This window comes from Streptomyces guryensis (assembly GCF_021261325.1).
Lineage (GTDB): Bacteria > Actinomycetota > Actinomycetes > Streptomycetales > Streptomycetaceae > Streptomyces > Streptomyces guryensis.
Genome location: NZ_JAJSBI010000042.1, coordinates 39,897 through 61,915 on the forward strand (window position 1 = coordinate 39,897; position 22,019 = coordinate 61,915).

Genomic DNA, 22,019 nt, shown 5'->3' on the forward strand with positions numbered 1-22,019 from the left:
CGTGGCCCGCATGCGTTCGTGATGGCTCTGGAAGTTCCTTCAGCAGGTCAGTCCTTCACTTCGTAGGCGAAACGGGCCGGCCCGTGGCGCACGCGCCCGGGTGCCCCTCACAAAGGAAACGGATCACATGCTCAGTAGGAAGAAGATCGCGGCCGTCTCGGGGCTTCTGTGCGGCCTCGCCGTGACCTGCGCCGGAGCCACCCAGGCGTATGCCGCAGCGGGCCCGGGCGCCTGCGCCGTGAGCGCGTCCGGCGACGTCACCTGTGTCCAGCGGTTCGCCGGCAAGACGTCCGACGGTGAGGACTTCATCGTCCGCCGGGCCAACACCTGCACGCCGCAGACGCCCATGGAGCTGCCCGTCATCCCCCTGCTGAACAGTGGGAGCACGAAGATCGGGCCCGAGGTGACCTGTTCCCCCAACAATGATTCGGGCCCGCAGGACAACGACCACCCCTCGGAACTGCCTGGTGGCCTGCTGGGCTGAGGCCCGCACCTCTCAGTCGGCGGATGGCCGGACCGGGGCGACCCGGTCCGGCCATCCGCCTTTTCCGTGCCGGTGTTTCTCTGTACGCGGCAGATGGGTGACTGCCGCCCACTGCCCGTGACTTGGGGCCGGGGATTCGTCGTTTTACGGGAGAGCGCCGAGTGCGCCGACCGAACGGCATCATCAACTCCCCATCTCACCAATACTCCTTTCCTCTCCGAGTCCGCGGCCGAGCGGGCGGAAGGTTGCTTTGGCATAAGCCGACACGGTGCACAGAAGGGCCCAAGATCCCAAATGACTACGTTTCGTGTGTATATGCTCACATTAAGTAGTCAAGCCAGGGCTTCCCGCCCAGCTAGGAAAGGGTCTAATCATGCGCAAGTTTCAGCGGGCCGCGGCAGTAGTTGCTGCGGTCGCGGGGCTCTCCGCCCTCGGGGCCGGCGTCAGCAGCGCCACCGACGGCTGGGGCGGCGGGGCCACCGCGGTGGCTTCCTCGCAGGCCAACGCCGTGGCCTACGGGGGTGGCGGGGGATGGGCTCCGCACGACGCCCCGCAGGCGGCTCCGTACGGGGCCCCGCAGGCGGCTCCGCAGGCGGCTCCGTACTTCGCGCCGATGAACGTCAACTTCGCGCCGCCGGCTGCGCCGCAGGCCGCCCCGATGGCCGCACCTCAGCCCGCGCCCCAGTACATCGCCCCCCAGTACATCGCCGCGCCGCAGTACGCGCCCCAGTACGCCGCGCCGCAGTACGCCGCGCCCCAGTACGGCGCTCCTCAGTCCGCGCCGCAGTACGCGCCGCAGTACGCCGCCCCGTACGGCTCCAACTAAAGAAGCCCCCGGCGCAACGACCTGAACAGAACCCTCAACGCCAAAGGCAGCCCGGACGCGCGGCAAACCCATCAGGGTGCGCGTCCGGGCTGTACCGATATCTCGACCAAAGGAACACAGCGCATGTTCAGTCGGCAGAAAATCGCGACCGTCACGGGGATCATCGGAAGTATCGCCGTGATCTGCGCCGGAGCCGCGCACGCGCAGGCGGATGAAATCCCGCGTGGCTGCAAGACCAACGCCGCAGGGGAAATCATCTGCGTGCACAAGACCCAGACCGTCCACAAGGACAAGCGCGGCACGTTCGTCGTCAACCAGACGCAGAGCTGCTCGACGACGTCCCGGCCGCGCCTGGTGCTGCCCGAGGACGGCATGCTGAACAACGGGTCCACGCACGTCGGGCCGGTGGTGAACTGCTCCAACACGGCACCGACTCCCAAGGGGTTCAAGCGCCCCCACGTCAAGGCGCTCCACATCAAGGCGCCCCACGTCACGACACCCCACGTCACGACACCTCACTTCGATTTCTGAGGTGCGATCGGCGAGTGCCGGACCGGGCTTGCTCCCGATCCGGCATTTCGGCTTTCCGGCCGTACGGCCGTATGAAAGGCCTGGTGCCCCGGCCGACCGGCCGGGGCACCAAGGGCGGTTCTGATTGACTGACCTACCTACTTGCCGACGTTGTTGTTGCAGCCCATGTCCGAGCCGAGGTGGGTGTCCTGGGAGCCCGGGTTGCCCTCGCCGTTCAGCAGGTTGCCCGCGACGCCGTTGAGGATGCCGACCTGGCCGAGGACGTCGACGTTCGCGTCGTGCGAACGACAGGTGGTGCTCTGCAGGATGTTGACGCCACCGCCGCGATGGCCGCCTTCACCCGAGCCGAAACCGCCCTGATCGGCGTGGGCGGCGCCGGCGCTCAGGAACCCGACGCTGCTGAGGGCAGCGACCAGGACGGCAGCCTTGCGAAGCTTGTGCATGACATCTCCGGTGGAGTGAAGTGGATGCGATCCGTCACGGATCGACTTCGTGCAGTTACGGAGGCTAATAAGAAATACCCGTAAAAGACTGTGCGGCACGCCGAATTCAGGGGAATCCTCACTGCCCTGGTCGACGCCCGGAAATACCCCACCGTGACAAAAAAGGCGGCCCCGGCACCGAGTCTGGAGCTCGGTGCCGGGACCTGCTTCCCGCTCTTCGGCCGTCTAAGTGGCCGTCATTCGGCTAGAAGGCGCTGTTGTTGCAGCCCATGCTCGAGCCGATGTGGGTGTCCTGGCCGCCGGCGTTGCCCTCGCCGTTGAGCGCGTTGCCGAGCAGGCCGTTGAGGACGCCGACCTGGCCGAGGACGTCGACGTTCAGGTCGTGCGACTTGCAGTTGGAGCTCTGCAGCACGTTGAACTTGTCGCCACCCTTGCCGCCCTTGCCCCCGTCGTCGTGAGCCTGAGCGGTGCCGGCACCGAGGAGTCCGACGGTGCTGAGGGCGGCGACCAGGACGGCAGCCTTGCGAAGCTGGTGCATGTCATCTCCGGTGGAGTGAGTGGGTGCGATCTGTAACAGATCGACTGCTTACAGTTACGGAGAATAATAGGAAATAACCGACAATCACCTAGCGACGCGCCGTGTCCTGTGATCTTGTCGCGGCAGCTCCCCGGAGTGGTGTGGTGGGCCTCAGTGGGCCTTGGCGAGGGCGTTCGCCTGGCTGTTGGCCTGGGTGCAGGCGACGCCCTTGGTCTCGGCGGCGGCGAGCACGGCGACCGGGAGGTTCGCGTTGAGAACGGACTGCGGACTGCACTCCTGGGCCGGGCGGAAGAGGTTGAACTGGTCGGCCGAACCGCTGGACTGCGCCGGAGCCGGCTGGGGGGAGATGTGCGGGCTGAGCTGCGGGTTGATCTGCGGGTTGACCTGCGGGGCAACCTCGGCGGGCTGCGCCGGGGCCGCCTGTCGCGGTGCGGGCGAGCCCGACGTGTGGGCGGTGGCCTGGGTGGCGGTGAAGGCGCCGGCCATGGCGGGGCCCGGGGGCGGAGCGGAATTGCCGTAGGCGACAGGAGCGTCGGCGACACTGGGGCCGACGCCGATGGCGGACAGACCGCCTGCCGCTGCTACGACGAGCGCGACGTGCTGGAACTTGCGCATGGAACCTTCGGCCCTTCATTGACCTGGCATGGAACGTACTGAAATAGCAGATGAGCCAGTGGAGTTGTGGCTGTTCTTGCTGATCTGGGCGGCTGAGGTGGGTGATGGATCATCGCTCTGTCCCCGTGGGGAACGAAGTAAGTCCTGGGCCGGTCACGGCAGTCGGGGAACGGTCACCCATTCGCCCCCGGTGGACCGTTAATCCGATCAATGCCAAATGGGTGACGGAATTCTGGATCCCGTGACCGCGTACAAGGAAATGTCGTTGCCAGCAGGGAGAGGGCAGCGACCATGAACCGGTGAGAGGGGTAAGGGGATCCGCTGTCGGCTCCGGCGTGAACATCAGACTGAGCGCACGCAACACAGCACTGAATACAACGGATTTCCCTGCACAGGTATTGAAGGGCCGAGGGTTCCATGCGAAAGATTCACAAGGCCGCGCTCGTCGTAGCAGCGGCCGGCGGTCTGTCCGCCATCGGCGCCGGCGTCAGCCATGCCGACGCTTACCCCGGGTACAGCGGTGGCGCGCCGGCTGCTCCCTACTACCCGGCCCCGGCGCCTCAGTACTACCCGGCGCCCCAGTACGCGGCCCCGGCGCCCGCCTACTACCCGGCCCCCGCTCCGCCCCCGCAGTACTACGCGGCTCCGGCTCCGGCTCCGGCTCCCCAGTACTACCCGGCGCCCCCGCAGAGCGCTCCGGCGCGGGCCGTTGCCGCGTCCACCGCGGACAGCACCGCGCAGTCCGGTGGCCCGCAGTCGTACTCCCAGCCGGCGCCTCAGTACGTACCCCCGGCGCCTGCCCCGCAGGCCGCCCCGCAGCCGAGCCAGGCCACCGCCGTCGCCTCGTCGATGGGTGGTGCGCAGGCCGGCGCCCCGCAGTCCGCTCCTCAGCAGCAGCCGCTGGTCCAGCCGCAGGTCGCCCCGCAGTCGTCGCCCGAGGTGATGCCGAAGGTCGCCCCGCAGGTCGCCATGCCCCAGGTCTTCAACCCGGAGCCCGCGCCGCACGTGGCCCCGCAGGTGAACCCGCAGGTGAACCCCCAGGTGAACCCGCTCATCGACCCGCTGGTCTCACCCGCCAGCGCGGCGCCGCAGGTGCCCGGGCTCGGACTCGGACAGGTCGCGGCGCCTCCCGTGGGGAACCTGGGTCTGCCCCGACTCGGCTGATGGCCTGCCCGTAGTTGTCCACCGTCCCAACTCGATCTGCTGCAGATCACTTCCGCTCGATCAATGGAGAAGAAATGCGCAAGCTTCAGAAGGTCGCCATCGTGGGCGCCGCTGTCCTCGGCAGCATCGGCGCCTTCGGGGTCGGCCCGGCCTTCGCACACGGCGAGCCGGGGCACGACATCGACGTCACGCAGGACATCGAGTGCCGCTCGCACGACATGAACGTCGACGTCATCGGCAGCCTCGGCGCCCTCAACGGGCTGCTGGGCGGCGCGCTGAACGGCGAGGGCAACCCGGGCGCTCAGGACGCCCACCTGGGTTCGGACATGGGCTGCAACAGCAAGGCTCTCTGAGCTGCCGCGCCACTCGCTTCTCGCCCAGGTCAGGAGCAATCCGGCCTGGGCTTTCGCACTTCCTGGTGGACGGCACGGGCGACCTCGGGGCGGGAGGCGTCCCGGCGGTGCAGGAACAGCTGGAAGCGCGGGCCGGTGCGGATCACGTCCGTGAGGAGTGGTTGCGCAAGCGCCGGGCGATTTCCAGCCGGCGGGGTTCTGGGGAGCGGCCGTCCTCCACGTCCCAGAGGGTGTTCTGGAGGAGTCTGCCCAGGGTCCAGGCGCGGGCTCGTGCGCGGTCCAGGGCCAGTACGTCCGTCATGGCGTCGAAGCGCCAGCGGATCTCGTCGGTGGTGAAGCGGTTGACGATCGCCGGCCAGAGTTCGAAGCCCGGGTCGCCGGCCAGGGGTTTGGGGTCGATGGCCAGCCAGGGGGCGCGGTCGGAGGCCAGCACGTTCTCGTCGTGCAGGTCCCAGTGGAGGAGGCGGTCGCCGGGTTCGTCCACGACTTCTCGTACGGCGGCCGCGCAGTCCGCGATCAGGCTGCGGGTTTCGGGGTCCGGGATGCGCTTCAGCGCCCAGGAGGTCCGGTCCAACATGGCCCGGGCGATGTCGCCCAGGCGGCGCATGCCTTCCGGGGCGGGGGTCGCGGTCAGGTGGGCGAGCAGGCGGGCGATGACCAGGACGGCCTCGCGGGTGCCGGGGAGCTGCGAGAGCATGCGGGTGTGGTCGAGGCGTTCCAGGAGCATGGTGTGGGTCGTCTCGTCGTGGTCGAGGAGACGGACCGCGCCGTCGCCGTCCCACCGGCGCAGGGCGACGGGCTCGCCCTCGCTCTCCTCGTCCGGCAGTTGCAGCTTCAGCGCGGCCGGGGTGCCGTCGGACCGCAGGACCGGGAGGACGAGGGCGGTGACTCCGTGCATGGGGCGGCCGTCGAGCCGTAGCTGCCAGCGCTGAAGGAACTCCTCCGCCAGGTGGGGCAGCCCCGCGATGAAGGCCCGGCCCGCCGCGCCGTTGAACTTCTCCTGCGCCGCCGCCAACTCGCCGGGAATGTCGATCACCCTTGCGACGATACTGGCGTGCGTGAATCGCCTCATGCGAATTGACCGGGGGATCGGGAAGTGGATCTGGGCTTACGTCTGCAGCGCCCCGGGCACGTATGTCTGGCTGGCCGTCCTGTTCGTCACCACCGTCGCGCTGCACCACATGCCGCCGGCGTTCGAGCAGGAGTTCCTGCGGCAGCGGTCCACGAACATCCATGAGCTGTCGAACGACCCGGGGCGGGTCCTCGTGCAGAGCGCGATGTGGATCGACGGTGGTGACTGGTTTCCGTATGCCTTCCTCTACACCGCCTTCCAGTACACCGTCTTCCACGCGCAGGCCGAGCGGTGGCTGGGGACGCTGCGGTGGCTGATGGTGTGCGTGGCCGCGCATGTGCTGGCCACGCTGATCAGCGAGGGCGCGTTGCTGAAGGCGGTGCGGGACGGGATGGTGTCGCACTCGGCCGTGAACTCCCTTGATATCGGGGTGAGTTACGCGCTCGCGGGAGTGGTGGGGGTGCTGGCATACCGGATCGTGGCGCCCTGGCGGTATCTGTATCTGGCGGGCGTGTTCTTCGTGTACGGGGCGCCGCTCGCGGACTCGCCGACCTTCACCGACTTCGGGCACTTCGTGTCGGTGCTGATCGGGCTCGCCTGTTATCCGCTGGTCCGAGGGCGGGGGGAGGCGTGGGATCCGAGGGAGACAGTCTCGGCCCTGAGGGGTTAGCTTTCCGGCCATGAGCAGCTCGGTGAGCAGTGTCGTGAACGGCGGTATCTCCCACTGGTACGCGGACGACGGTTTCCCGGCGGTGCGGGAGCCGCTCGGCGGTGACGCGTCCGCCGACGTCGTGATCGTCGGGGGCGGGTACACGGGGCTGTGGACCGCGTACTACCTGAAGAAGGCGGCGCCCTTCCTCCGTATCACCGTCCTGGAGCAGAAGTTCTGTGGGTACGGGGCGTCGGGGCGCAACGGCGGCTGGCTGTACAACGGGATCGCGGGGCGCGACCGGTATGCGAAGCTGCACGGACGCGAGGCCGCCGTACGGCTGCAGAAGGCCATGAACGAGACCGTGGACGAGGTCGTCCGGGCGGCGGGCGAGGAAGGCATCGAGGCCGGCATCCACAAGGGTGGGGTGCTCGAGGTCGCCACCACGCCCGCCCAGTTGGCGCGGCTCAAGGCCTTCCACGAGCTGGAGCTGTCGTACGGGGAGAAGGACCGTGAGCTGTACGGCGCCGGGGAGACCGCCGAGCGGATCCGGGTCGCGGACGCGGTCGGGTCGAGCTGGACCCCGCACGGGGCGCGGCTGCACCCGGTGAAGCTGGTGAAGGGGCTGGCGGCCGCCGTCGAGGCGCTCGGGGTGACGATCCACGAGCTGACGCCGGTGGCGGAGATCCGGCCGAAGCACGCGGTGACGCCGTACGGGACGGTCCGGGCGCCGTACATCCTGCGCTGCACGGAGGGGTTCACCGCGAGTCTGAAGGGGCAGCGGCGCACCTGGCTGCCCATGAACTCCTCGATGATCGCGACCGAGCCGCTCACCGCCGGGCAGTGGGAATCGGTGGGGTGGGACGGGCTGGAGACGCTCGGGGACATGGCGCACGCGTACATGTACGCGCAGCGGACCGCCGACGGGCGGATCGCGCTCGGCGGGCGCGGCGCGCCGTACCGCTTCGGGTCGAAGACCGACAACGACGGGCGGACGCAGGCGGCGACGGTCGAGGCGCTGCGGGAGATCCTGGTCCGGTTCTTCCCCTCGCTGGCCGGGGTGGGTGTCGAGCATGCCTGGTCGGGGGTGCTCGGGGTGCCCCGGGACTGGTGCGCGACGGTGACCCTGGACCGGTCGACGGGGCTCGGCTGGGCGGGCGGCTATGTCGGGTCGGGGGTGGCCACGACGAATCTCGCGGCGCGGACGCTCAGGGACCTGGTGCAGTTCGACTCCGGGCAGGGCGGCCGGACCGAGCTGACGGATCTGCCGTGGGTCGGGCACAAGGTGCGCAAGTGGGAGCCGGAGCCGCTGCGGTGGCTCGGGGTGCAGGGGATGTACGCCACCTACCGGGCGGCGGACCGGCGGGAACGCGCCACCTACAGTGCCGAGTCGTCGAAGCTGGCGCAGTTCGCCGATCGGGTGGCGGGGCGGCACTGACGATTTTCTGAAAAGGGAAAGGGGAGGGGCCCGCGGTCCGTGCGGCCCCTCCCCGTCCTTGTGCCCCCTTGTGCCCCCTATACGACCGGCTCCGGCACCGGCGTCTCGGCGGTCGCCCCGTGCTTCGGGGCCTTCGCCGTCACCATCAGGCCCGCGACCAGGCCGGCCAGCAGCATGATCCCGGCGGCCCACCAGATGGCGACCGTGTAGCCGTGGACGACGCCCTCCTTGGCGATCAGGGCCTTCTGGGCGGGGTTGTGGAGGTGGGCGGCGATGTAGGCCGCGCTGCTGGTGGTGGCGATGGTGTTCAGCAGGGCCGTACCGATCGATCCGCCCACCTGCTGCGAGGTGTTGACGGTCGCCGAGGTCACGCCGGAGTCGTGCGCGGCGACGCCCGCGGTCGCGGTGGCGAAGACCGGCATGAAGGTCAGGCCCATGCCGAGGCCCATCAGGATCAGTCCGGGCATGACCTCGGTCGCGTACGACGAGTGGGTGGTCATCCGGGTCAGCAGCATCATGCCGCCGGACGCGAGGACCATGCCGGGGACCATCAGCATGCGCGGCGCCACGTGCTGCAGCAGCCGGGCGGAGATCTGCGTGGAGCCGGTGATGATCGCGGCGGTCAGCGGCAGATAGGCCAGGCCGGTCTTCACCGGCGAGTAGTCCAGCACCACCTGCAGGTAGTAGGTCATGAACAGGAACAGCCCGAACATGCCGATGACGGCGAGCATCATGGTCAGGAAGCAGCCCGCACGGTTGCGGTCCCTGACGATGTGGAGCGGGAGCAGGGGCACCGGGGCCCGGTTCTGCCACCACACGAAGGCCACGAGGAGGACGACGCCGCCCGCGAACAGCGCCAGCACCACGGGGTCGGTCCAGCCCCGCGACTCGGCCTCGCTGAAGCCGTAGACGATCGCCACCAGTCCGCCGCAGCCCAGCACCGCACCCGGTACGTCGAGGCGGCCGCCCTTGTAGCCGGGGCGGTCGTGGAGCAGCGCGAAGGCGCCGAAGACGGCGATGATCGCGATGGGCACGTTGACGTACAGGCACCAGCGCCAGTTCAGGTACTCGGTGAGCAGCCCGCCGACGATGAAGCCGATCGCGGAACCGCTGCCGGCCAGGGCGCCGTAGATCCCGAAGGCCTTTCCGCGCTCCTTCGGGTCGGTGAAGGTCGTGGTGAGCAGGGAAAGGGCGGAGGGGGCCAGTAGGGCGGCGAAGGCTCCCTGGAGCGCGCGGGCGCCGAAGAGCATGCCGGAGCCGGTGGCGGCGCCGCCGAGCGCGGAGGCGGCGGCGAAGCCGATCAGCCCGAAGACGAACGTCCGCTTGCGGCCCACCAGGTCGGCGATGCGGCCGCCGAGCAGGAGCAGACCGCCGAAGGCCAGCGTGTAGGCGGTGATCACCCACTGCCGGTTGCCGTCGGACATGCCCAGGTCGCGCTGTGCGGAGGGGAGCGCGATGTTCACGATGGTCGCGTCGAGGACGACCATGAGCTGCGCGAGCGCGATGATCACCAGGCCCCACCAGCGGCGGGGGTCGGCGTCCACGGGAGGGGTGGCCTCGCCTGTACGGGTGACGCTCACTTGGCCAGAAGACCATGAATCGGGATGTATCGCATCCCCGGATGGGGATGGGGATCGGGATGTAGACGCGGGCGCGGATGCTTTGTGCCTGCTCATGGCTCCGATACCACCTTCCCTGTTGTCCCGCGCGTTTTGTGCATGATGTCGGTCCCCCTCGTTTCGCGTCCGCCTTTCTGCGCTTACGACGGATCGCGCTCGCGGAATGTGACAGGGGCTTGCGTTCTGCCTGGTCAGGCTCGTTGTCAGTGGCGGAGTGCACCATGGGGGCATGGCGAGGAGAGCGGCGGACGGGATGGGTGGTTCCGGTGGGACAGGTAGTTCCGGTGGTGCGAGCGGTTCCAGCGGTACGGCGGTGAAGGGGGCGCGGCGGCCGGAGCTGCGGCTGCCCGCGCTGGAGCCGTTCGGGGGCGGGGAGTTGGAGCCGGACGGGGACTACGACGGGCTGGAGTTCCGGGAGGCGGACCTCGCGGGGCAGGACGGCGGGGGCGCCCGTTTCATGGACTGCGCGCTCACGGGGTGCGCGCTGGACGAGACGAGGCTGCAGCACGCCCGGGTGCTCGACTCGGTCCTGACGGGGCTGCGCGGGGTCGGCACGAACCTCGCCGACGCCACCCTGCGCGACGTCGAGGTGGTCGACGCCCGCCTCGGCGGGCTGCAGCTGCACGGCGCGGTCCTGGAGCGGGTGGTCGTCCGCGGCGGCAAGATCGACTACCTGAACCTGCGCGCGGCCAGACTCAAGGACGTCGTCTTCGAGAGCTGCGTGCTGGTGGAGCCGGACTTCGGGGGTGCCCGGCTGGAGCGCGTGGAGTTCGTGGACTGCGTCCTGAAGCAGGTGGACCTCACCGCGGCGGTCCTGAAGGACGTGGACCTCAGAGCGGCGGCCGAGCTGGGCATCGGGCGCGGGGTGGACCGGCTGGCGGGGGCGGTGATCAGCCCGGGCCAACTGATTGATCTGGCGCCGGTGCTGGCGGCGGAGATGGGGATTCGGGTGGAGGGCTGAGGGGCGGGGACTTTTCGGGGTTCGCCGACTCGTTGTCGCCTTGCGAGGGCTTGATCTTCACCGGCGGGGGTTGATCTTCACCGGCAGGAGTTTGATCTTCCAGCCCGTCCGGCGTTTGAGGACGAGGCCGTTCAGGCCGACAGCGGGGGTCCGGGGGCGGCAGCCCACGGGGGACGGTGGCGCCGACTCACGGCAACCTGGGGAAGCGGGCCTGCAGTGTCCAGATCGCCGGGTTCTCGCCCAGAGACTCATGCAGGTCGACCAGGTCGGCAATCAGGTCATGCAGAAAGTCCCGTGCCTCACGGCGCAGATCACTGTGCGAGAAGGTGAGCGGCGGCTCCTCCGCCGACATCCAGTCGGCCTCCACATCCACCCACCCGAAGCGCCGCTCGAAGAGCATGCGGTCGGTCGACTCGGTGAAGTCGAGCTCCGCGTACTGGGGCCGGGAGGCGCGGGACCCCGCCGGATCGCGGTCGATGCGTTCCACGATGTCGCACAGCGCCCACGCGAAGTCGAGCACCGGCACCCATCCCCAGGCTGTGGACACCTCCCGGTCCGCCTTGGTGTCGGCGAGGTAGACGTCACCGCAGAACAGGTCGTGCCGCAGGGCATGGACGTCCGCGCGGCGGTAGTCCGTCTGCGGGGGGTCCGGGAAGCGGTTGGAGAGGGCGTAGCCGATGTCGAGCACGTACGAGATGGTGCCACGCCGCCGCCATAGGATCACCGGCGTGCCCAGACCCGTGCCCGCCCGCCCCCCAGCCCTCCGCGCTCCCGCAGCCTTCCGCGCTCCCGCGGTCCGCCGAGCCCCCGCGGTTCTCTGCGCCCTCGCCGTTCTCCTGGCCCCCGCCCTGACCGCGTGCGGCGGCGGTGTCCACGGCACACCGGGCGGCTCCGGCCTCCGTGACCCGTACTTCCCGAAGGCGGGCAATGGCGGGTACGACGTCAGCCACTACGACCTGAAGCTCGCCTACGACCCGAGCGGCGCCCACCGCCTCACCGGCACCGTGACCATCACCGCCCGCGCCACCCAGAACCTCTCCGCCTTCGACCTCGACCTCAAGGGGCTGAACGTCGACGAGGTCACCGTCGAGGGGGAGCGCGCCCGCTGGAACCACACCGGGCAGGAGCTCGTCGTCCGCCCGCACGAGGACCTCCGCGACGAGGAGACCTTCCGCGTCACGGTCCGCTACTCCGGCAGCCCGGTGACCATCACCGACCCCGACGACTCCGAGGAGGGCTGGCTGCGCACCGCCGACGGCGCGCTCGCGCTCGGCGAACCCACCGGCTCCATGGCGTGGTTCCCCGGGAACGACCACCCCTCCGACAAGGCGTCGTACGACATCGCGGTCACCGTGCCGAAGGGCCTGCAGGCCGTGTCCAACGGGGAGCTGACGGGCGAGACGAGCAGCGGCGGCCGTACGACCTTCACCTGGCACACCGCCGAGCCGATGGCGACCTACCTGGCCACCCTCGCCGTCGGCCACTTCGACATCAGCCGGTACACCATCGGCAGCAAGCACCTGCCCGTGTACGTCGCCGTCGACCCGACCCAGACGGAGGCGAGCCGCAACGTGCTCGCGAAGCTCCCGGAGATCATCGAATGGGAGGAGACCAACTTCGGGCCGTACCCCTTCTCCTCCACCGGAGTGATCGTCGACCGTCCGGACGACGCCGGGTACGCCCTGGAGACCCAGAACCGGCCCGTCTTCCCCGGCGCCCCCGACACCGGGACCCTCGTCCACGAACTCGCCCACCAGTGGTACGGCGACTCCGTCACGCCGAAGAGCTGGCAGGACATGTGGCTCAACGAGGGCTTCGCGACGTACGCGGAGTGGCTGTGGGACGAGGACCACGGCGGCGACACCTGCCAGCAGACCTTCGAATCCCGCTACGAGGACGGCGGCAAGGACATCTGGGCCTACCCGCCGGCCAAACCGAGCGGCGCGGCGCACATCTCCGACAGCCCTGTGTACGAGCGCGGGGCGATGGTCCTGCACAAGATCCGGCAGACGGTCGGCGACGACACCTTCTACGACATCATCCAGGGCTGGGCCGCCGCCCACCGCCACGGGAGCGCGGACACCGGCGACTTCACGGCGTACGTCGAGAAGAAGGCCCCGGACAAGGACTTCAAGGAGATCTGGAAGGACTGGCTGTACGGGGAGGGGAAGCCGGACCACCCTTGAGGTGGGTCTGGGAAGATCTCCCGGGGGCCACACCACGATCCGGGGGACGGAAGACGATGACGACACCGCCGCAGCCGCCGTACGGCAATCAGCCCCAGTACGGTCAGCAGCCACCGCCCCCACCCGCCACGGCCCCGGCCGGCTTCGGCCCACCGCCACCCCAGTACGCAGCTCCGACTCCGGGCGCGTATGCCCCGGCCCCGGCCGCGCCCCAACCACCCGCCGAGGGACCGGAGTTCATGGCGGTGGACGTCCACAACTCGATCGTGGTCGACATCGCGGGCATCGCCTTCGAGGACCACGGCGCCGCCATCGAGTTCTCCTGGCAGGAGATCGGCAGCGTCCACTACAAGGCGAGCCCGAACGGCAAGGCGCTGATGGTGGCGGTGGTGCTGCCGAGCGGCCAGTTCTACGAGTGCGTGGTGCAGGCGAAGCCGAGGGCGCAGCTGGGGGACTGGTTTGCGCAGTTGGCGGCGGTGCTGGGTTACTACCGGCCGATGGGCTGGTGACGCGGCGGCCCGTCAGACAAGTGCGAAGGGCCCGGCACACTGCGCCGGGCCCTCGTCGATCCACGTATCTTGCGGCAGGCGTCAGACGTTCACGCCGAAGTCCTGCGCGATGCCCACCAGGCCCGAGGCGTAGCCCTGGCCGACTGCGCGGAACTTCCACTCCGCGCCGTTGCGGTAGAGCTCGCCGAAGACCATGGCCGTCTCCGTGGCCGCGTCCTCCGACAGGTCGTAGCGGGCGATCTCGGCGCCGCCGGCCTGGTTGATGATGCGGATGTAGGCGTTGCGGACCTGGCCGAAGTTCTGCGAGCGGTTCTCCGCGTCGTAGATGGAGACCGGGAAGACGATCTTGTCGATGTCGGCCGGGAGGCCTGCCAGGTTGACGTTGATCGCCTCGTCGTCGCCCTCGCCCTCGCCGGTGCGGTTGTCACCGGTGTGGACGATGGTGTTGTCCGGGGTCTGCTTGTTGTTGAAGAAGACGAAGTGGGCGTCCGAGAAGACCTTGCCCTGCGTGTTGACCGCGATCGCGGAGGCGTCGAGGTCGAAGTCCGTGCCCGTGGTGGTGCGGACGTCCCAGCCGAGGCCCACGGTGACGGCGGTCAGGCCCGGAGCCTCCTTGGTGAGCGAGACGTTGCCACCCTTGGACAGGCTTACAGCCATGGTTGGGAGTCCTTTCCCTCGTTTGCGTACGGCGGTACGACGTACGGGCTTGAAGCTACAGCTACCCCTACCAACGCCAAGAGGGGCACCGAAGGTTCCACGTGTCTTTACTTTCTTTACCGAACTTCGGGTGAACGATATTCGCGTGACGTGTGCCGGTCAGCTGCGGGACCATGGTGGGCATGTCCGGTCCCTACCTCATCCGCGGCTCCGTCTCGCTCCCCGAGGCCGAGCTCATGTGGCGTTTCTCGCGGTCGTCGGGGCCCGGCGGACAGCACGTCAACACCAGTGACTCCCAGGTGGAGCTGCGCTTCGACCTGGCGAGGACCGAGGCGCTGCCCGAGGTGTGGAAGGCGCGGGCGCTGGAGCGGCTTGCCGGACGGCTCGTGGACGGCGTCGTGGTCGTCCGTTCCTCCGAGCACCGGTCCCAGTGGCGCAACCGCGAGACCGCCGCCGTACGGCTCGCCTCCCTCCTCGCCGAGGCCAGCGCGCCGCCGCCGAAGCCGCGCCGGGCGACCCGTATTCCGCGCGGCATCAATGAGCGGCGGTTGCGGGAGAAGAAGCAGCGCTCGGACACCAAGCGGGGGCGGTCCGGCCGGGACTGGTCGTAAGGACGGGCGCGGAAAGGTATTCGTAGAACGTCCTTTGTCACGTCCCCGCCGCCCGGTCCGTCATGTCACTGAGAACCGGAAACGGACCTGTGAGCGGGGAGCTGTGGCGATGAGCGAAAGCGAAGTTCCGAACGACCTTCCGGCGGAGAAGGAATTCCTGGCCCGGCGATTCGAATCGCATCGGCCTCATCTGCGTGCCGTCGCCTACCGAATGCTCGGTTCGAGCGCCGAGGCTGATGACGCGGTGCAGGAGGCCTGGTTCCGGCTGAGCCGTACCGACGCCCGGCAGGTGGACAACCTGGGTGGCTGGCTGACGACTGTCGTCGGCCGGGTCTGTCTCGACATGCTGCGCTCCCGCAAATCGCGTGCGGAGGAACCGTTGGAGAGCGGTACGGCCACCGCGCGCGTGGAGGCCGTTTCCGGTGGTGCCGACCCCGAGCAGGATGCGCTGCTCGCCGACTCCGTGGGCGTCGCACTGCTCGTCGTACTGGAGACGCTGACCCCCGCCGAGCGGCTGGCGTTCGTGCTGCACGACCTGTTCGCGGTGTCGTACGAGGAGGTCGCTGAGATCGTGGGGCGGAGCCCTGTGGCGGCGCGGCAGTTGGCCAGCCGGGCGCGGCGTCGGGTGCAGGGGGCTGAGGCTCACGATGCCGATCTGGTGCGGCAGCGAGAGGTTGTGGACGCGTTTCTGGCGGCCGCGCGGGAGGGGGACTTCGAGGCGCTGGTCGAGCTGCTGGATCCCGATGTGGTTGCGCGCACGGAGGTTGGTGTGACGACGGGGGCGGAGGCCGTCGCCAAGGGGGCGTCGAGCTTCCGGCACATCGCGGCCGTGTCGCGGCCTGCGCTGGTCGACGGTGTCACGGGGCTTGCCGTGTTCATCGACGGGCGGCTGGACCGGACGCTGGCCTTCACCTTCGTGCGGGAGCGGATCGCTGTCATCGACATCGTGCTGGACGCCGCGCGGGTGGCGGAGCAGCGCGTCACCCTCGTCGACCAGGGCAGGCCCTAGGCCGGATCCAGCACCCCGACCGTCTGGCCGCCGCTCGTCTCCCCGGTCGTACGGAAGCCGAGGCCCAGGTAGAAGCCCTCGGGGCCGTCCGGGCCGGGGTGTCAGGTGACGTACAACTCCCTGCCGCCCCGGCGGCGGATCTCGGCGGCCACGGACGCGACCGCGAACCGGCCGTAGCCGCGGCCCTGTTCCCGGCTGCGATGTTCAGCCGCCACAGGCCGGAGCGGGGGTCGACGTCATCCGGGCACCGTAAGCCGGGTGATCACTGGAGGGCCACGGAACGTGAGGGACGGGTCATCCCAGTTGGCGGTACCGCCCCCGGAAATAGGCCAGCGGCCCCCCGTCCGCGCTCGGCACGCCCGCCGTCAGTACCCGGCCGATCACCAGGGTGTGGTCACCGGCCCGTACCCGCTGTTCCGTGCGGCACTCCAGGGTGGCCAGGGCGCCGCCCACCAGGGGGGCGCCGGATGCCTCGCCGCGGACGTACGGGATGTCCTCGAACAACAACCGGTCGCTGATGCGGCCCTTCATGGCGAAGCGGCCGGCGATGTGGCGCTGGCTCTCCGAGAGGACCGAGACCGCCCACAGGGGCTGCTCGTCGAGCAGGTCGTCCATGCGGGAGCCCTCGCGCAGGCTGACCAGCACCAGGGGCGGGTCGAGGGAGACGGACATGAAGGCCGTCGCCGTCATGCCGACGTCCTCACCGCCCGGCGCCGACGGGTCGTCGGGGTCCAGCGGCGGCTCCTGTGCGGTCACCAGGACCACGCCCGCGGCCAGCCGGGACATGGCGGCGCGGAACTCGTCGTTGCTCACCCCCTCAGCATGCCCGGAGGCGCGCGGGGCAGTGATCGGGAAAATGGCAGCGGGAGTGTTCGGCACGCCCGAGACGCTAGTGTCCGGCCTGCACGGGGCGCATCGGGCCCCCGGCCGATACCGGGCCGAGGACGACCTAGGACCATCGACGGAGTTCCCGGAGGAGTTCCCCGCAGAGGTCGCCGACGGGGTTCACCGATGGGCGTTGACTAAACGCACAGCGAAAACACAGAAACACCACTCAAATGTTCATCTTTGGTAGTGACTTGAGTCACAAGAGCCATTAATTGTTGACCCTGTGTACCGAGTGGGCAGCGCGCTGTGATTCAGTGGCTGGGAAGCTGCCAATGACGATACGCCGATGAGAACCCTTGATTCGCTGCGAGGTCTCGGGGGGAGGGCGAGCATGGAGACCGAGTCGGAGCCCTACGTCCGTCTTGGGACTTTGCGACAACTGCACGAGGTCATGGCCGACATGAACACGGCCCGAAGCCTGGCGGACACCCTGCAGACCGTCGCCGACGGAGTGGTCAACGGACTCGGGTACGAACTGGCGTGCGTCAACCTCGTCCGCCCCGACGGCGACCTCGTGGTCGCCGCCTTCGCCGGCAATCCGGCGGCCGAGGCGCTCATCACGGGCCGGGTCGGTTCCCGCGAGTCCTGGGAGCGCCGCCTGAGCATGGGCGAGCACTGGGGCGACCTGGTCTTCATACCGCACACCGAGGGCTGGATACTCGACGACGACGACGTCCCGCAGTGGTACACCGACGGCCCCGCACCCCGCTTCGAGGACGAGTGGCATCCGTCGGACCGGCTGTTCGCGCCCATGTACACGCCCGCCGCGCCCGGCGGATCCTGCGGCGAGCTGATCGGCGTCCTGTCCGTGGACCGGCCGCGCAACGGCCGGCGGCCGGGCGCCTGGGGTCGCGAAGCGCTCCAGATGTATGCGTTCCAGGCCGCCATCGCGATCAGCAACGCGCGTCTACGTGCGAATATGCAGCGGGCACTGGTCAGACTCGAAAGGGACCAGCAGGCCCTGCGGGCGAGTGAGGAAAGCTTTAGGCAGGCCTTCGAGTACGCCCCCTCCGGTATGGCGATCGCCGAGATGGGCGGCGACCAGCACGGCCGGATCCTCAGGACCAACGACGCACTGTGCCGCCTGCTCGGCCGCCCCGCCTCCGCGATGCGCCGCTACGCCTTCTCCGACCTCGTCCACCCCGAGGACATCGGCACCCTGCTGAGGACGTCCGCCGAGGGCGGTCGCGCGGAGCTCCGACTCGGCCGCCGCGACGGCACCTACGTCTGGGTCTCCCTCCGCAACTCCGTCGTCGCGGACGCCGCCGACGGGCCCCGCTTCCTGCTCACCCACGTCGAGGACATAGAGGACCGCAAGCGCCGCGAGCTGCAGCTCGCCCACCGCGCCTCCCACGACTCGCTCACCGGGCTGCCGAACTCCGCCGAGCTGCGCTCCCGCCTCTCCTCCCGCCTGTGTCAGCGCGCCGGCCACCCGGGCGCCCTGGAGTCCCTGGACGCGGCCTACGGCCATCCCGTCTACGACGCGGGCGGCCACGGCTTCGACTTCCGGCCGGGCGGCGGCGTCGAGGTGTTCGACGGCTTCGACCACCATGTGCACACCGCCGCCCCCGAGAGCGAGCGCGACGACGGCACCAAGGGGCTCGCGGTCCTCTTCTGCGACCTCGACGGCTTCAAGTCGATCAACGACCGGTTCGGGCACAACGCGGGTGACGCGGTTCTCATCGAGGTCGCCCGGCGGCTGTCGCGGGCCGTGCGCGACGGCGACACGGTCGCGCGGCTCGGCGGCGACGAGTTCGTGATCCTCGCCGACGGGCTGGGCCGGGCCGACGCAGCCGACCTCGCCGTACGCCTGCGCAACGAGATCATCCAGCCGATCCGGGCCGAGGGACGGGCCGTCCGGGTGGGCGCCAGCTTCGGCATCGGGTGGGCGCACTGCGGCATGACCGCGGACGAAGTGTTGAAGTCCGCCGACGAGCGGATGTACGTAGAGAAACGATCTCGTCCCAAACAGCACAGACGCGCGGGCTGATCTCCAGGTCAGGGGCCGGGTCCGCGGACGGATGCGATCCGAGTCACCCGTTTGGGGCAGCTGGAGCGGGTAGGCTCGCCATTCTGACCCCACGTATCGCGTTCGACCCGCACCGCTGAGGAGTACCACGGAGATGACGTCCGGCAACAACGGCGCCAGCACGCCCGAGGACGACGACCCGTTCGGCTACCTCTACGCCGACGGGCAGGCCAACGGCGCCCAGCCGCCGTCCGGTGGCGGTGGCTACGGCTACCCGGGCTCCGGCAACCGGAACCGCGCGGTCGGCCAGCGCCAGTACGGCCAGCCGGCCCAGGCCCAGCAGACGGCCGCCTACGGCCAGGTCCCGCAGCAGCAGGCCACCTACGGCCAGCCGAGCGCCCACTACGCGGCACCGGAGACGTTCCCGGGCGGTGCTCCCACCAGCCAGCAGCCGATGCCCGGCGGTGGCGGCGGCGGTCGCCGCGGCCCCAACACCAAGGGCCTGCTGATCGGCGCGATCGCGGTGGTCGCCGCGGTCGTGATCGGCATCGGCGTGGCGATGATGAACGACAACTCCAAGAACGACAAGGCGGGCGGCGGCTCCTCCGGCACGCCGTCCACCTCGCAGAGCTCCAATCCGAGTCAGTCGGCTAGCAGCAGTGCGTCGGCGGATCTGCCGAAGACGGATGCCAAGGCGCTCCAGCTGGGGGGTGGCGCGACCACGGCCTCGGACGTCAAGGGAGCGAAGGCGGACGGCGGGGTCTATGTGACGGGGTTCAACAATGTCGGCGCCTCGCTCACCTGGACTGTCAACATCCAGAAAGCCGGCTCGTACCGCCTGTACGTGCACTACAGCATTCCCGGTGTGGATGCCAACGCGACGCTGACGGTCAATGGAACCCCCAACCAACAGCCGCTGGGCATGAAGAACTTCACCCATCAGGCGAAGGGTGACTTCGAGAAGGGCTGGCAGTCCACCTGGGCTCCGGTGACGCTCACCAAGGGCTCCAACACGTTGACGGTCTCCTGCGGTCAGGGGAACCAGTGCAACGCCCTCATCGACCAACTGTGGGTGCAGTAAGGCTCAGACAGCGGAACGGCCCGCCGACAGATCGGCGGACCGCCATGGTGAGGCTCAGGCTGCGCGGCACTAACCCCCGTAGTCAATTCGACTGTTCCTCGGCCGCAGAAGGGGACCAGTACGGCCATTGCCGTGCCGGGCGCTCTACGGCACATGGGCCATCGGCGCCTACGAGTCCGCGGCACGGGCTCTCGCCTCGTGCACGGCCTCGCGCAGCTGCGCCGCCTCCGCACACTCCTCCCTCAAGCCGATCCGACACCCTGCGGTGCACTTCCTCACATGGGTGGCCCAGGCAAGCCACTCTTGGTCGTCTGCGAGGTGCAGGACTGGAATGTCGTCGTCAGCCATGGATCGCCCCGTCGCTCAGAGCAAAGAGCACGTACGCACGCTGCGGGCGCTCCGCTGTCTCCCACCGTCCCCGGTCGGGCGGCCCGACTCGACGCCCATGCCCGGTGGGCCTCCGGCGGCCCCAGTACGACTCCTCCGGCAGCAGAGGCAGCCCCCACCCGCTCCGCCGCAGCCGCTCGGCCTGCCTCGCCCAGCGCGCCCAACGGGCTGCGTTTGGGTCGAGGCGCCAGTCCAGGGGCGTCTTGTGGGAAGCACTCAGCTTGGCGTTTAACGTCGCAGGTCACCCGACCTGCTGATCTGCGGTTCTTTCCGGGACAGCGGAGGCGGCCGTTCTCCACGCTTCGAGATGTCGAGTCACGAAGTACAAGAGAACGGCCGCTGTGTATGAGTCTGTCTGCTGATGCGCCCGCGGGCGAGGCGTTGGACGTGTTGTCCCGCTTTCGGGTCGAGTTCTACGAATGCCTCTACGCTCGCGCGGATGCGCTCTTCGAGCTCACTGACGCGGTGCTGTGCGCGGACGGGCCGGTGAAGACGCTGGTCGAGCTGTCGCTGGCGGTCGAGCACCGGCGCGGGCACGGTGCGCTGTACGCGGCTTTGGACCGCGGTTGGCTGGAGCCGACGCGCCTACGTCGCACGCTGGCCGGTCTGCCGCTGCCGAAGGCGGCCGACGGGCGGATCGTGTTGGCCGTGGACGTGAGCAACTGGCTCCGTCCTGATGCCCCGACCAGCGACGATCGGCTGTTCTGCCACGTCTACGGACGTGGTGACCGCAAGACGGACCAGTTCGTGCCGGGCTGGCCGTACTCCTTCGTCGCCGCCCTGGAAACGGGTCGCACCTCCTGGGTCGCGCTGCTGGACGCCGTGCGCCTGGGACCCGCCGACGACGCGACGCTCGTCACCGCCGCCCAACTGCGCGATGCCGTTCAGCGGTTGACGCAGGCCGGGCACTGGCGGCCGGGCGACCCGGAGATCCTCATCGTGATGGATGCCGGCTACGACGTCGCCTACCTCACCCACGCCTTGGCCGACCTGCCGGTGATGCTGCTCGGGCGCCTGCGCTCGGACCGGGTCATGCTCCGCGACCCGGGCCCGACCCGTTCCGGCCCGAAGGGCGGGCGACCCCGTCGGCACGGCGGTGTCCTTACTTTCGCCAAGCCCGACAGCTGGCACGAGCCCGACGTCACCACGGTCACGGACACCACCCGCTACGGCAAGGCCGAGACGATCGCCTGGGACCGGATGCACCCCAGGCTCACCCACCGCGGCCCATGGCTGGACCACGCCAAAGAGGAACTGCCCATCCTGCACGGCACGTTGATCCGCCTGAAGGTCGAGCGCCTGCCGGGCGACCGCGACCCGAAACCGGTCTGGCTGTGGTGCTCCGCCAACGCCGCAACACCGGCGGACGTGGACCGCTGGTGGCAGTCCTTTCTCCGCAGATTCGACCTGGAGCACACCTTCAGGCTCCTGAAGCAGACCCTCGGCTGGACGGCACCGAAGGTCCGCCACGCCGACAGTGCCGATCTGTGGACCTGGCTCATCATCGCCGCCCACACCCAGCTCCGCCTCGCCCGCCCACTCACCGAGGACCTGCGCCGTCCCTGGGAGCGACCAGCCGCACCCCGCCGTCTCACCCCCGCCCGCGTCCGCCGGGGGTTTCGCAACGTCCGCGCGACGGCGGCCCGTCCGTCGGCCGCACCGAAACCGTCCAAGCCGGGACCGGGACGGCCTCCCGGCTCGAAGAACAGGCAGCGGGCCACACGTCACGACGTCGGCAAGACGGTCAAACGTGCTGAATCAATCAAGGAACACCAAACCCGCCGAGGATAAACGCCAAGCTCAGAAGCCGTATCTCAACCGAACGTGATCGCTTGATTTCCGCTGGTCAGGCATGGTCTGGCTCGGAGTGAGGGAGGCATCCGGCGTCTGGTTTCCGCTCCGTGAGCGAGGGGTGCGCGATGGCGTCGGTGCTGGGAATGCTGGAGGAGCGGGAGACAGCGGCCCGGGTGCGGGTGGAAGGACTGCGGGAGGAAGTCGCGCGGCTGGCTGGGGCGTTGGAGGCCGCGGA

The 22,019-nt window shown here is 69.5% G+C and carries 23 protein-coding genes and 1 pseudogene; 15 read left to right on the plus strand and 9 right to left on the minus strand.

Features of this window, described 5'->3' with window-relative positions; genetic code table 11:
* Nucleotides 1–127 precede the first annotated feature (127 nt).
* The 3 genes from LJ657_RS45000 (at nucleotide 128) to LJ657_RS45010 (ending at nucleotide 1,841) form a co-directional block, all read left to right on the plus strand.
* Complete coding sequence (locus tag LJ657_RS45000) at nucleotides 128–484, plus strand: hypothetical protein (RefSeq protein ID WP_232655517.1); 357 nt, start codon at nucleotides 128–130, stop codon at nucleotides 482–484.
* A 373-nt stretch (nucleotides 485–857) separates the two neighbouring features.
* Nucleotides 858–1,310 carry a hypothetical protein gene (locus LJ657_RS45005; RefSeq protein WP_232655518.1) on the plus strand — a complete coding sequence of 151 codons (453 nt, stop codon included), beginning with the start codon at nucleotides 858–860 and terminating at the stop codon, nucleotides 1,308–1,310.
* Nucleotides 1,311–1,433: 123 nt separating this feature from the next.
* Entirely contained in the window at nucleotides 1,434–1,841 is a 408-nt protein-coding gene (locus LJ657_RS45010) for a hypothetical protein (RefSeq protein ID WP_232655519.1), read from the plus strand.
* Between the two features lie 137 nt (nucleotides 1,842–1,978).
* On the opposite strand, the gene LJ657_RS45015 is transcribed toward LJ657_RS45010, so the two are convergent.
* From LJ657_RS45015 to LJ657_RS45025, 3 genes are all read right to left on the minus strand, one after another.
* On the minus strand, nucleotides 1,979–2,284 hold the full coding sequence (locus tag LJ657_RS45015) for a hypothetical protein (protein WP_232655520.1): 306 nt from the start codon (nucleotides 2,282–2,284) through the stop codon (nucleotides 1,979–1,981).
* Between the two features lie 244 nt (nucleotides 2,285–2,528).
* Nucleotides 2,529–2,822 carry a hypothetical protein gene (locus tag LJ657_RS45020; RefSeq protein WP_232655521.1) on the minus strand — a complete coding sequence of 98 codons (294 nt, stop codon included), beginning with the start codon at nucleotides 2,820–2,822 and terminating at the stop codon, nucleotides 2,529–2,531.
* A 150-nt stretch (nucleotides 2,823–2,972) separates the two neighbouring features.
* Entirely contained in the window at nucleotides 2,973–3,437 is a 465-nt protein-coding gene (locus LJ657_RS45025; RefSeq protein ID WP_232655522.1) for a hypothetical protein, read from the minus strand.
* A gap of 417 nt (nucleotides 3,438–3,854) precedes the next feature.
* Between LJ657_RS45025 and LJ657_RS45030 the strand changes: the two genes are divergently transcribed.
* Nucleotides 3,855–4,601, plus strand: a complete 747-nt coding sequence (locus LJ657_RS45030) for a hypothetical protein (RefSeq protein ID WP_232655523.1) — start codon at nucleotides 3,855–3,857, stop codon at nucleotides 4,599–4,601.
* A gap of 74 nt (nucleotides 4,602–4,675) precedes the next feature.
* A complete protein-coding gene (locus LJ657_RS45035; protein ID WP_232655524.1) occupies nucleotides 4,676–4,954 on the plus strand; it encodes a hypothetical protein in 279 nt (92 codons plus the stop codon).
* A gap of 142 nt (nucleotides 4,955–5,096) precedes the next feature.
* On the opposite strand, the gene LJ657_RS45040 is transcribed toward LJ657_RS45035, so the two are convergent.
* The gene (locus LJ657_RS45040) at nucleotides 5,097–6,026 is read right to left on the minus strand and encodes an aminoglycoside phosphotransferase family protein (protein WP_269787663.1); all 930 of its coding nucleotides are present in this window, start codon (nucleotides 6,024–6,026) and stop codon (nucleotides 5,097–5,099) included.
* On the opposite strand from LJ657_RS45040, the gene LJ657_RS45045 reads away from it, so the two are divergent.
* Both LJ657_RS45045 and LJ657_RS45050 read left to right on the plus strand, forming a co-directional pair.
* On the plus strand, nucleotides 6,025–6,696 hold the full coding sequence (locus LJ657_RS45045; RefSeq protein WP_232655526.1) for a rhomboid-like protein: 672 nt from the start codon (nucleotides 6,025–6,027) through the stop codon (nucleotides 6,694–6,696). The genes LJ657_RS45040 and LJ657_RS45045 overlap by 2 nt on opposite strands.
* Nucleotides 6,697–6,706: 10 nt before the next feature.
* A complete protein-coding gene (locus LJ657_RS45050) occupies nucleotides 6,707–8,113 on the plus strand; it encodes an NAD(P)/FAD-dependent oxidoreductase (RefSeq protein ID WP_232655527.1) in 1,407 nt (468 codons plus the stop codon).
* A 77-nt stretch (nucleotides 8,114–8,190) separates the two neighbouring features.
* Here LJ657_RS45050 and LJ657_RS45055 read toward each other — a convergent pair whose 3' ends face one another.
* Entirely contained in the window at nucleotides 8,191–9,693 is a 1,503-nt protein-coding gene (locus tag LJ657_RS45055; RefSeq protein ID WP_232655528.1) for an MFS transporter, read from the minus strand.
* Between the two features lie 268 nt (nucleotides 9,694–9,961).
* Between LJ657_RS45055 and LJ657_RS45060 the strand changes: the two genes are divergently transcribed.
* The gene (locus tag LJ657_RS45060) at nucleotides 9,962–10,693 is read left to right on the plus strand and encodes a pentapeptide repeat-containing protein (protein ID WP_372488065.1); all 732 of its coding nucleotides are present in this window, start codon (nucleotides 9,962–9,964) and stop codon (nucleotides 10,691–10,693) included.
* Between the two features lie 187 nt (nucleotides 10,694–10,880).
* Here the strand turns inward: LJ657_RS45060 and LJ657_RS45065 are convergent, their stop codons facing one another.
* The gene (locus tag LJ657_RS45065; protein ID WP_232655529.1) at nucleotides 10,881–11,381 is read right to left on the minus strand and encodes a hypothetical protein; all 501 of its coding nucleotides are present in this window, start codon (nucleotides 11,379–11,381) and stop codon (nucleotides 10,881–10,883) included.
* A gap of 40 nt (nucleotides 11,382–11,421) precedes the next feature.
* Here LJ657_RS45065 and LJ657_RS45070 point away from each other — a divergent pair, with 40 nt between their 5' ends.
* The gene (locus LJ657_RS45070) at nucleotides 11,422–12,879 is read left to right on the plus strand and encodes a M1 family metallopeptidase (protein ID WP_372488066.1); all 1,458 of its coding nucleotides are present in this window, start codon (nucleotides 11,422–11,424) and stop codon (nucleotides 12,877–12,879) included.
* Nucleotides 12,880–12,935: 56 nt separating this feature from the next.
* Nucleotides 12,936–13,388, plus strand: coding sequence for a hypothetical protein (locus tag LJ657_RS45075; protein ID WP_232655531.1), 453 nt, complete (start codon nucleotides 12,936–12,938; stop codon nucleotides 13,386–13,388).
* A gap of 81 nt (nucleotides 13,389–13,469) precedes the next feature.
* On the opposite strand, the gene LJ657_RS45080 is transcribed toward LJ657_RS45075, so the two are convergent.
* A complete protein-coding gene (locus tag LJ657_RS45080) occupies nucleotides 13,470–14,045 on the minus strand; it encodes a TerD family protein (protein WP_030941300.1) in 576 nt (191 codons plus the stop codon).
* Between the two features lie 173 nt (nucleotides 14,046–14,218).
* Between LJ657_RS45080 and arfB the strand changes: the two genes are divergently transcribed.
* On the plus strand, nucleotides 14,219–14,656 hold the full coding sequence (arfB, locus tag LJ657_RS45085; RefSeq protein WP_232655532.1) for an alternative ribosome rescue aminoacyl-tRNA hydrolase ArfB: 438 nt from the start codon (nucleotides 14,219–14,221) through the stop codon (nucleotides 14,654–14,656).
* A 109-nt stretch (nucleotides 14,657–14,765) separates the two neighbouring features.
* On the plus strand, nucleotides 14,766–15,665 hold the full coding sequence (locus LJ657_RS45090) for a sigma-70 family RNA polymerase sigma factor (RefSeq protein ID WP_232655533.1): 900 nt from the start codon (nucleotides 14,766–14,768) through the stop codon (nucleotides 15,663–15,665).
* Here the strand turns inward: LJ657_RS45090 and LJ657_RS45095 are convergent.
* Together LJ657_RS45095 and LJ657_RS45100 are read right to left on the minus strand one after the other, a co-directional pair.
* Nucleotides 15,662–15,891: pseudogene (locus LJ657_RS45095) on the minus strand (N-acetyltransferase); the annotation flags it as partial. The gene LJ657_RS45090 and the pseudogene LJ657_RS45095 overlap by 4 nt on opposite strands.
* A 68-nt stretch (nucleotides 15,892–15,959) precedes the next feature.
* On the minus strand, nucleotides 15,960–16,544 hold the full coding sequence (locus LJ657_RS45100) for a flavin reductase family protein (protein WP_232655534.1): 585 nt from the start codon (nucleotides 16,542–16,544) through the stop codon (nucleotides 15,960–15,962).
* A gap of 340 nt (nucleotides 16,545–16,884) precedes the next feature.
* On the opposite strand from LJ657_RS45100, the gene cdgB reads away from it, so the two are divergent.
* The 3 genes from cdgB (at nucleotide 16,885) to LJ657_RS45115 (ending at nucleotide 21,781) form a co-directional block, all read left to right on the plus strand.
* A complete protein-coding gene (cdgB, locus tag LJ657_RS45105; protein ID WP_232655535.1) occupies nucleotides 16,885–18,543 on the plus strand; it encodes a diguanylate cyclase CdgB in 1,659 nt (552 codons plus the stop codon).
* 133 nt (nucleotides 18,544–18,676) lie between these two features.
* The gene (locus LJ657_RS45110) at nucleotides 18,677–19,603 is read left to right on the plus strand and encodes a CBM35 domain-containing protein (protein ID WP_232655536.1); all 927 of its coding nucleotides are present in this window, start codon (nucleotides 18,677–18,679) and stop codon (nucleotides 19,601–19,603) included.
* 732 nt (nucleotides 19,604–20,335) lie between these two features.
* Nucleotides 20,336–21,781 carry an NF041680 family putative transposase gene (locus tag LJ657_RS45115; RefSeq protein ID WP_232655537.1) on the plus strand — a complete coding sequence of 482 codons (1,446 nt, stop codon included), beginning with the start codon at nucleotides 20,336–20,338 and terminating at the stop codon, nucleotides 21,779–21,781.
* The last annotated feature ends 238 nt before the right edge of the window (nucleotides 21,782–22,019 follow it).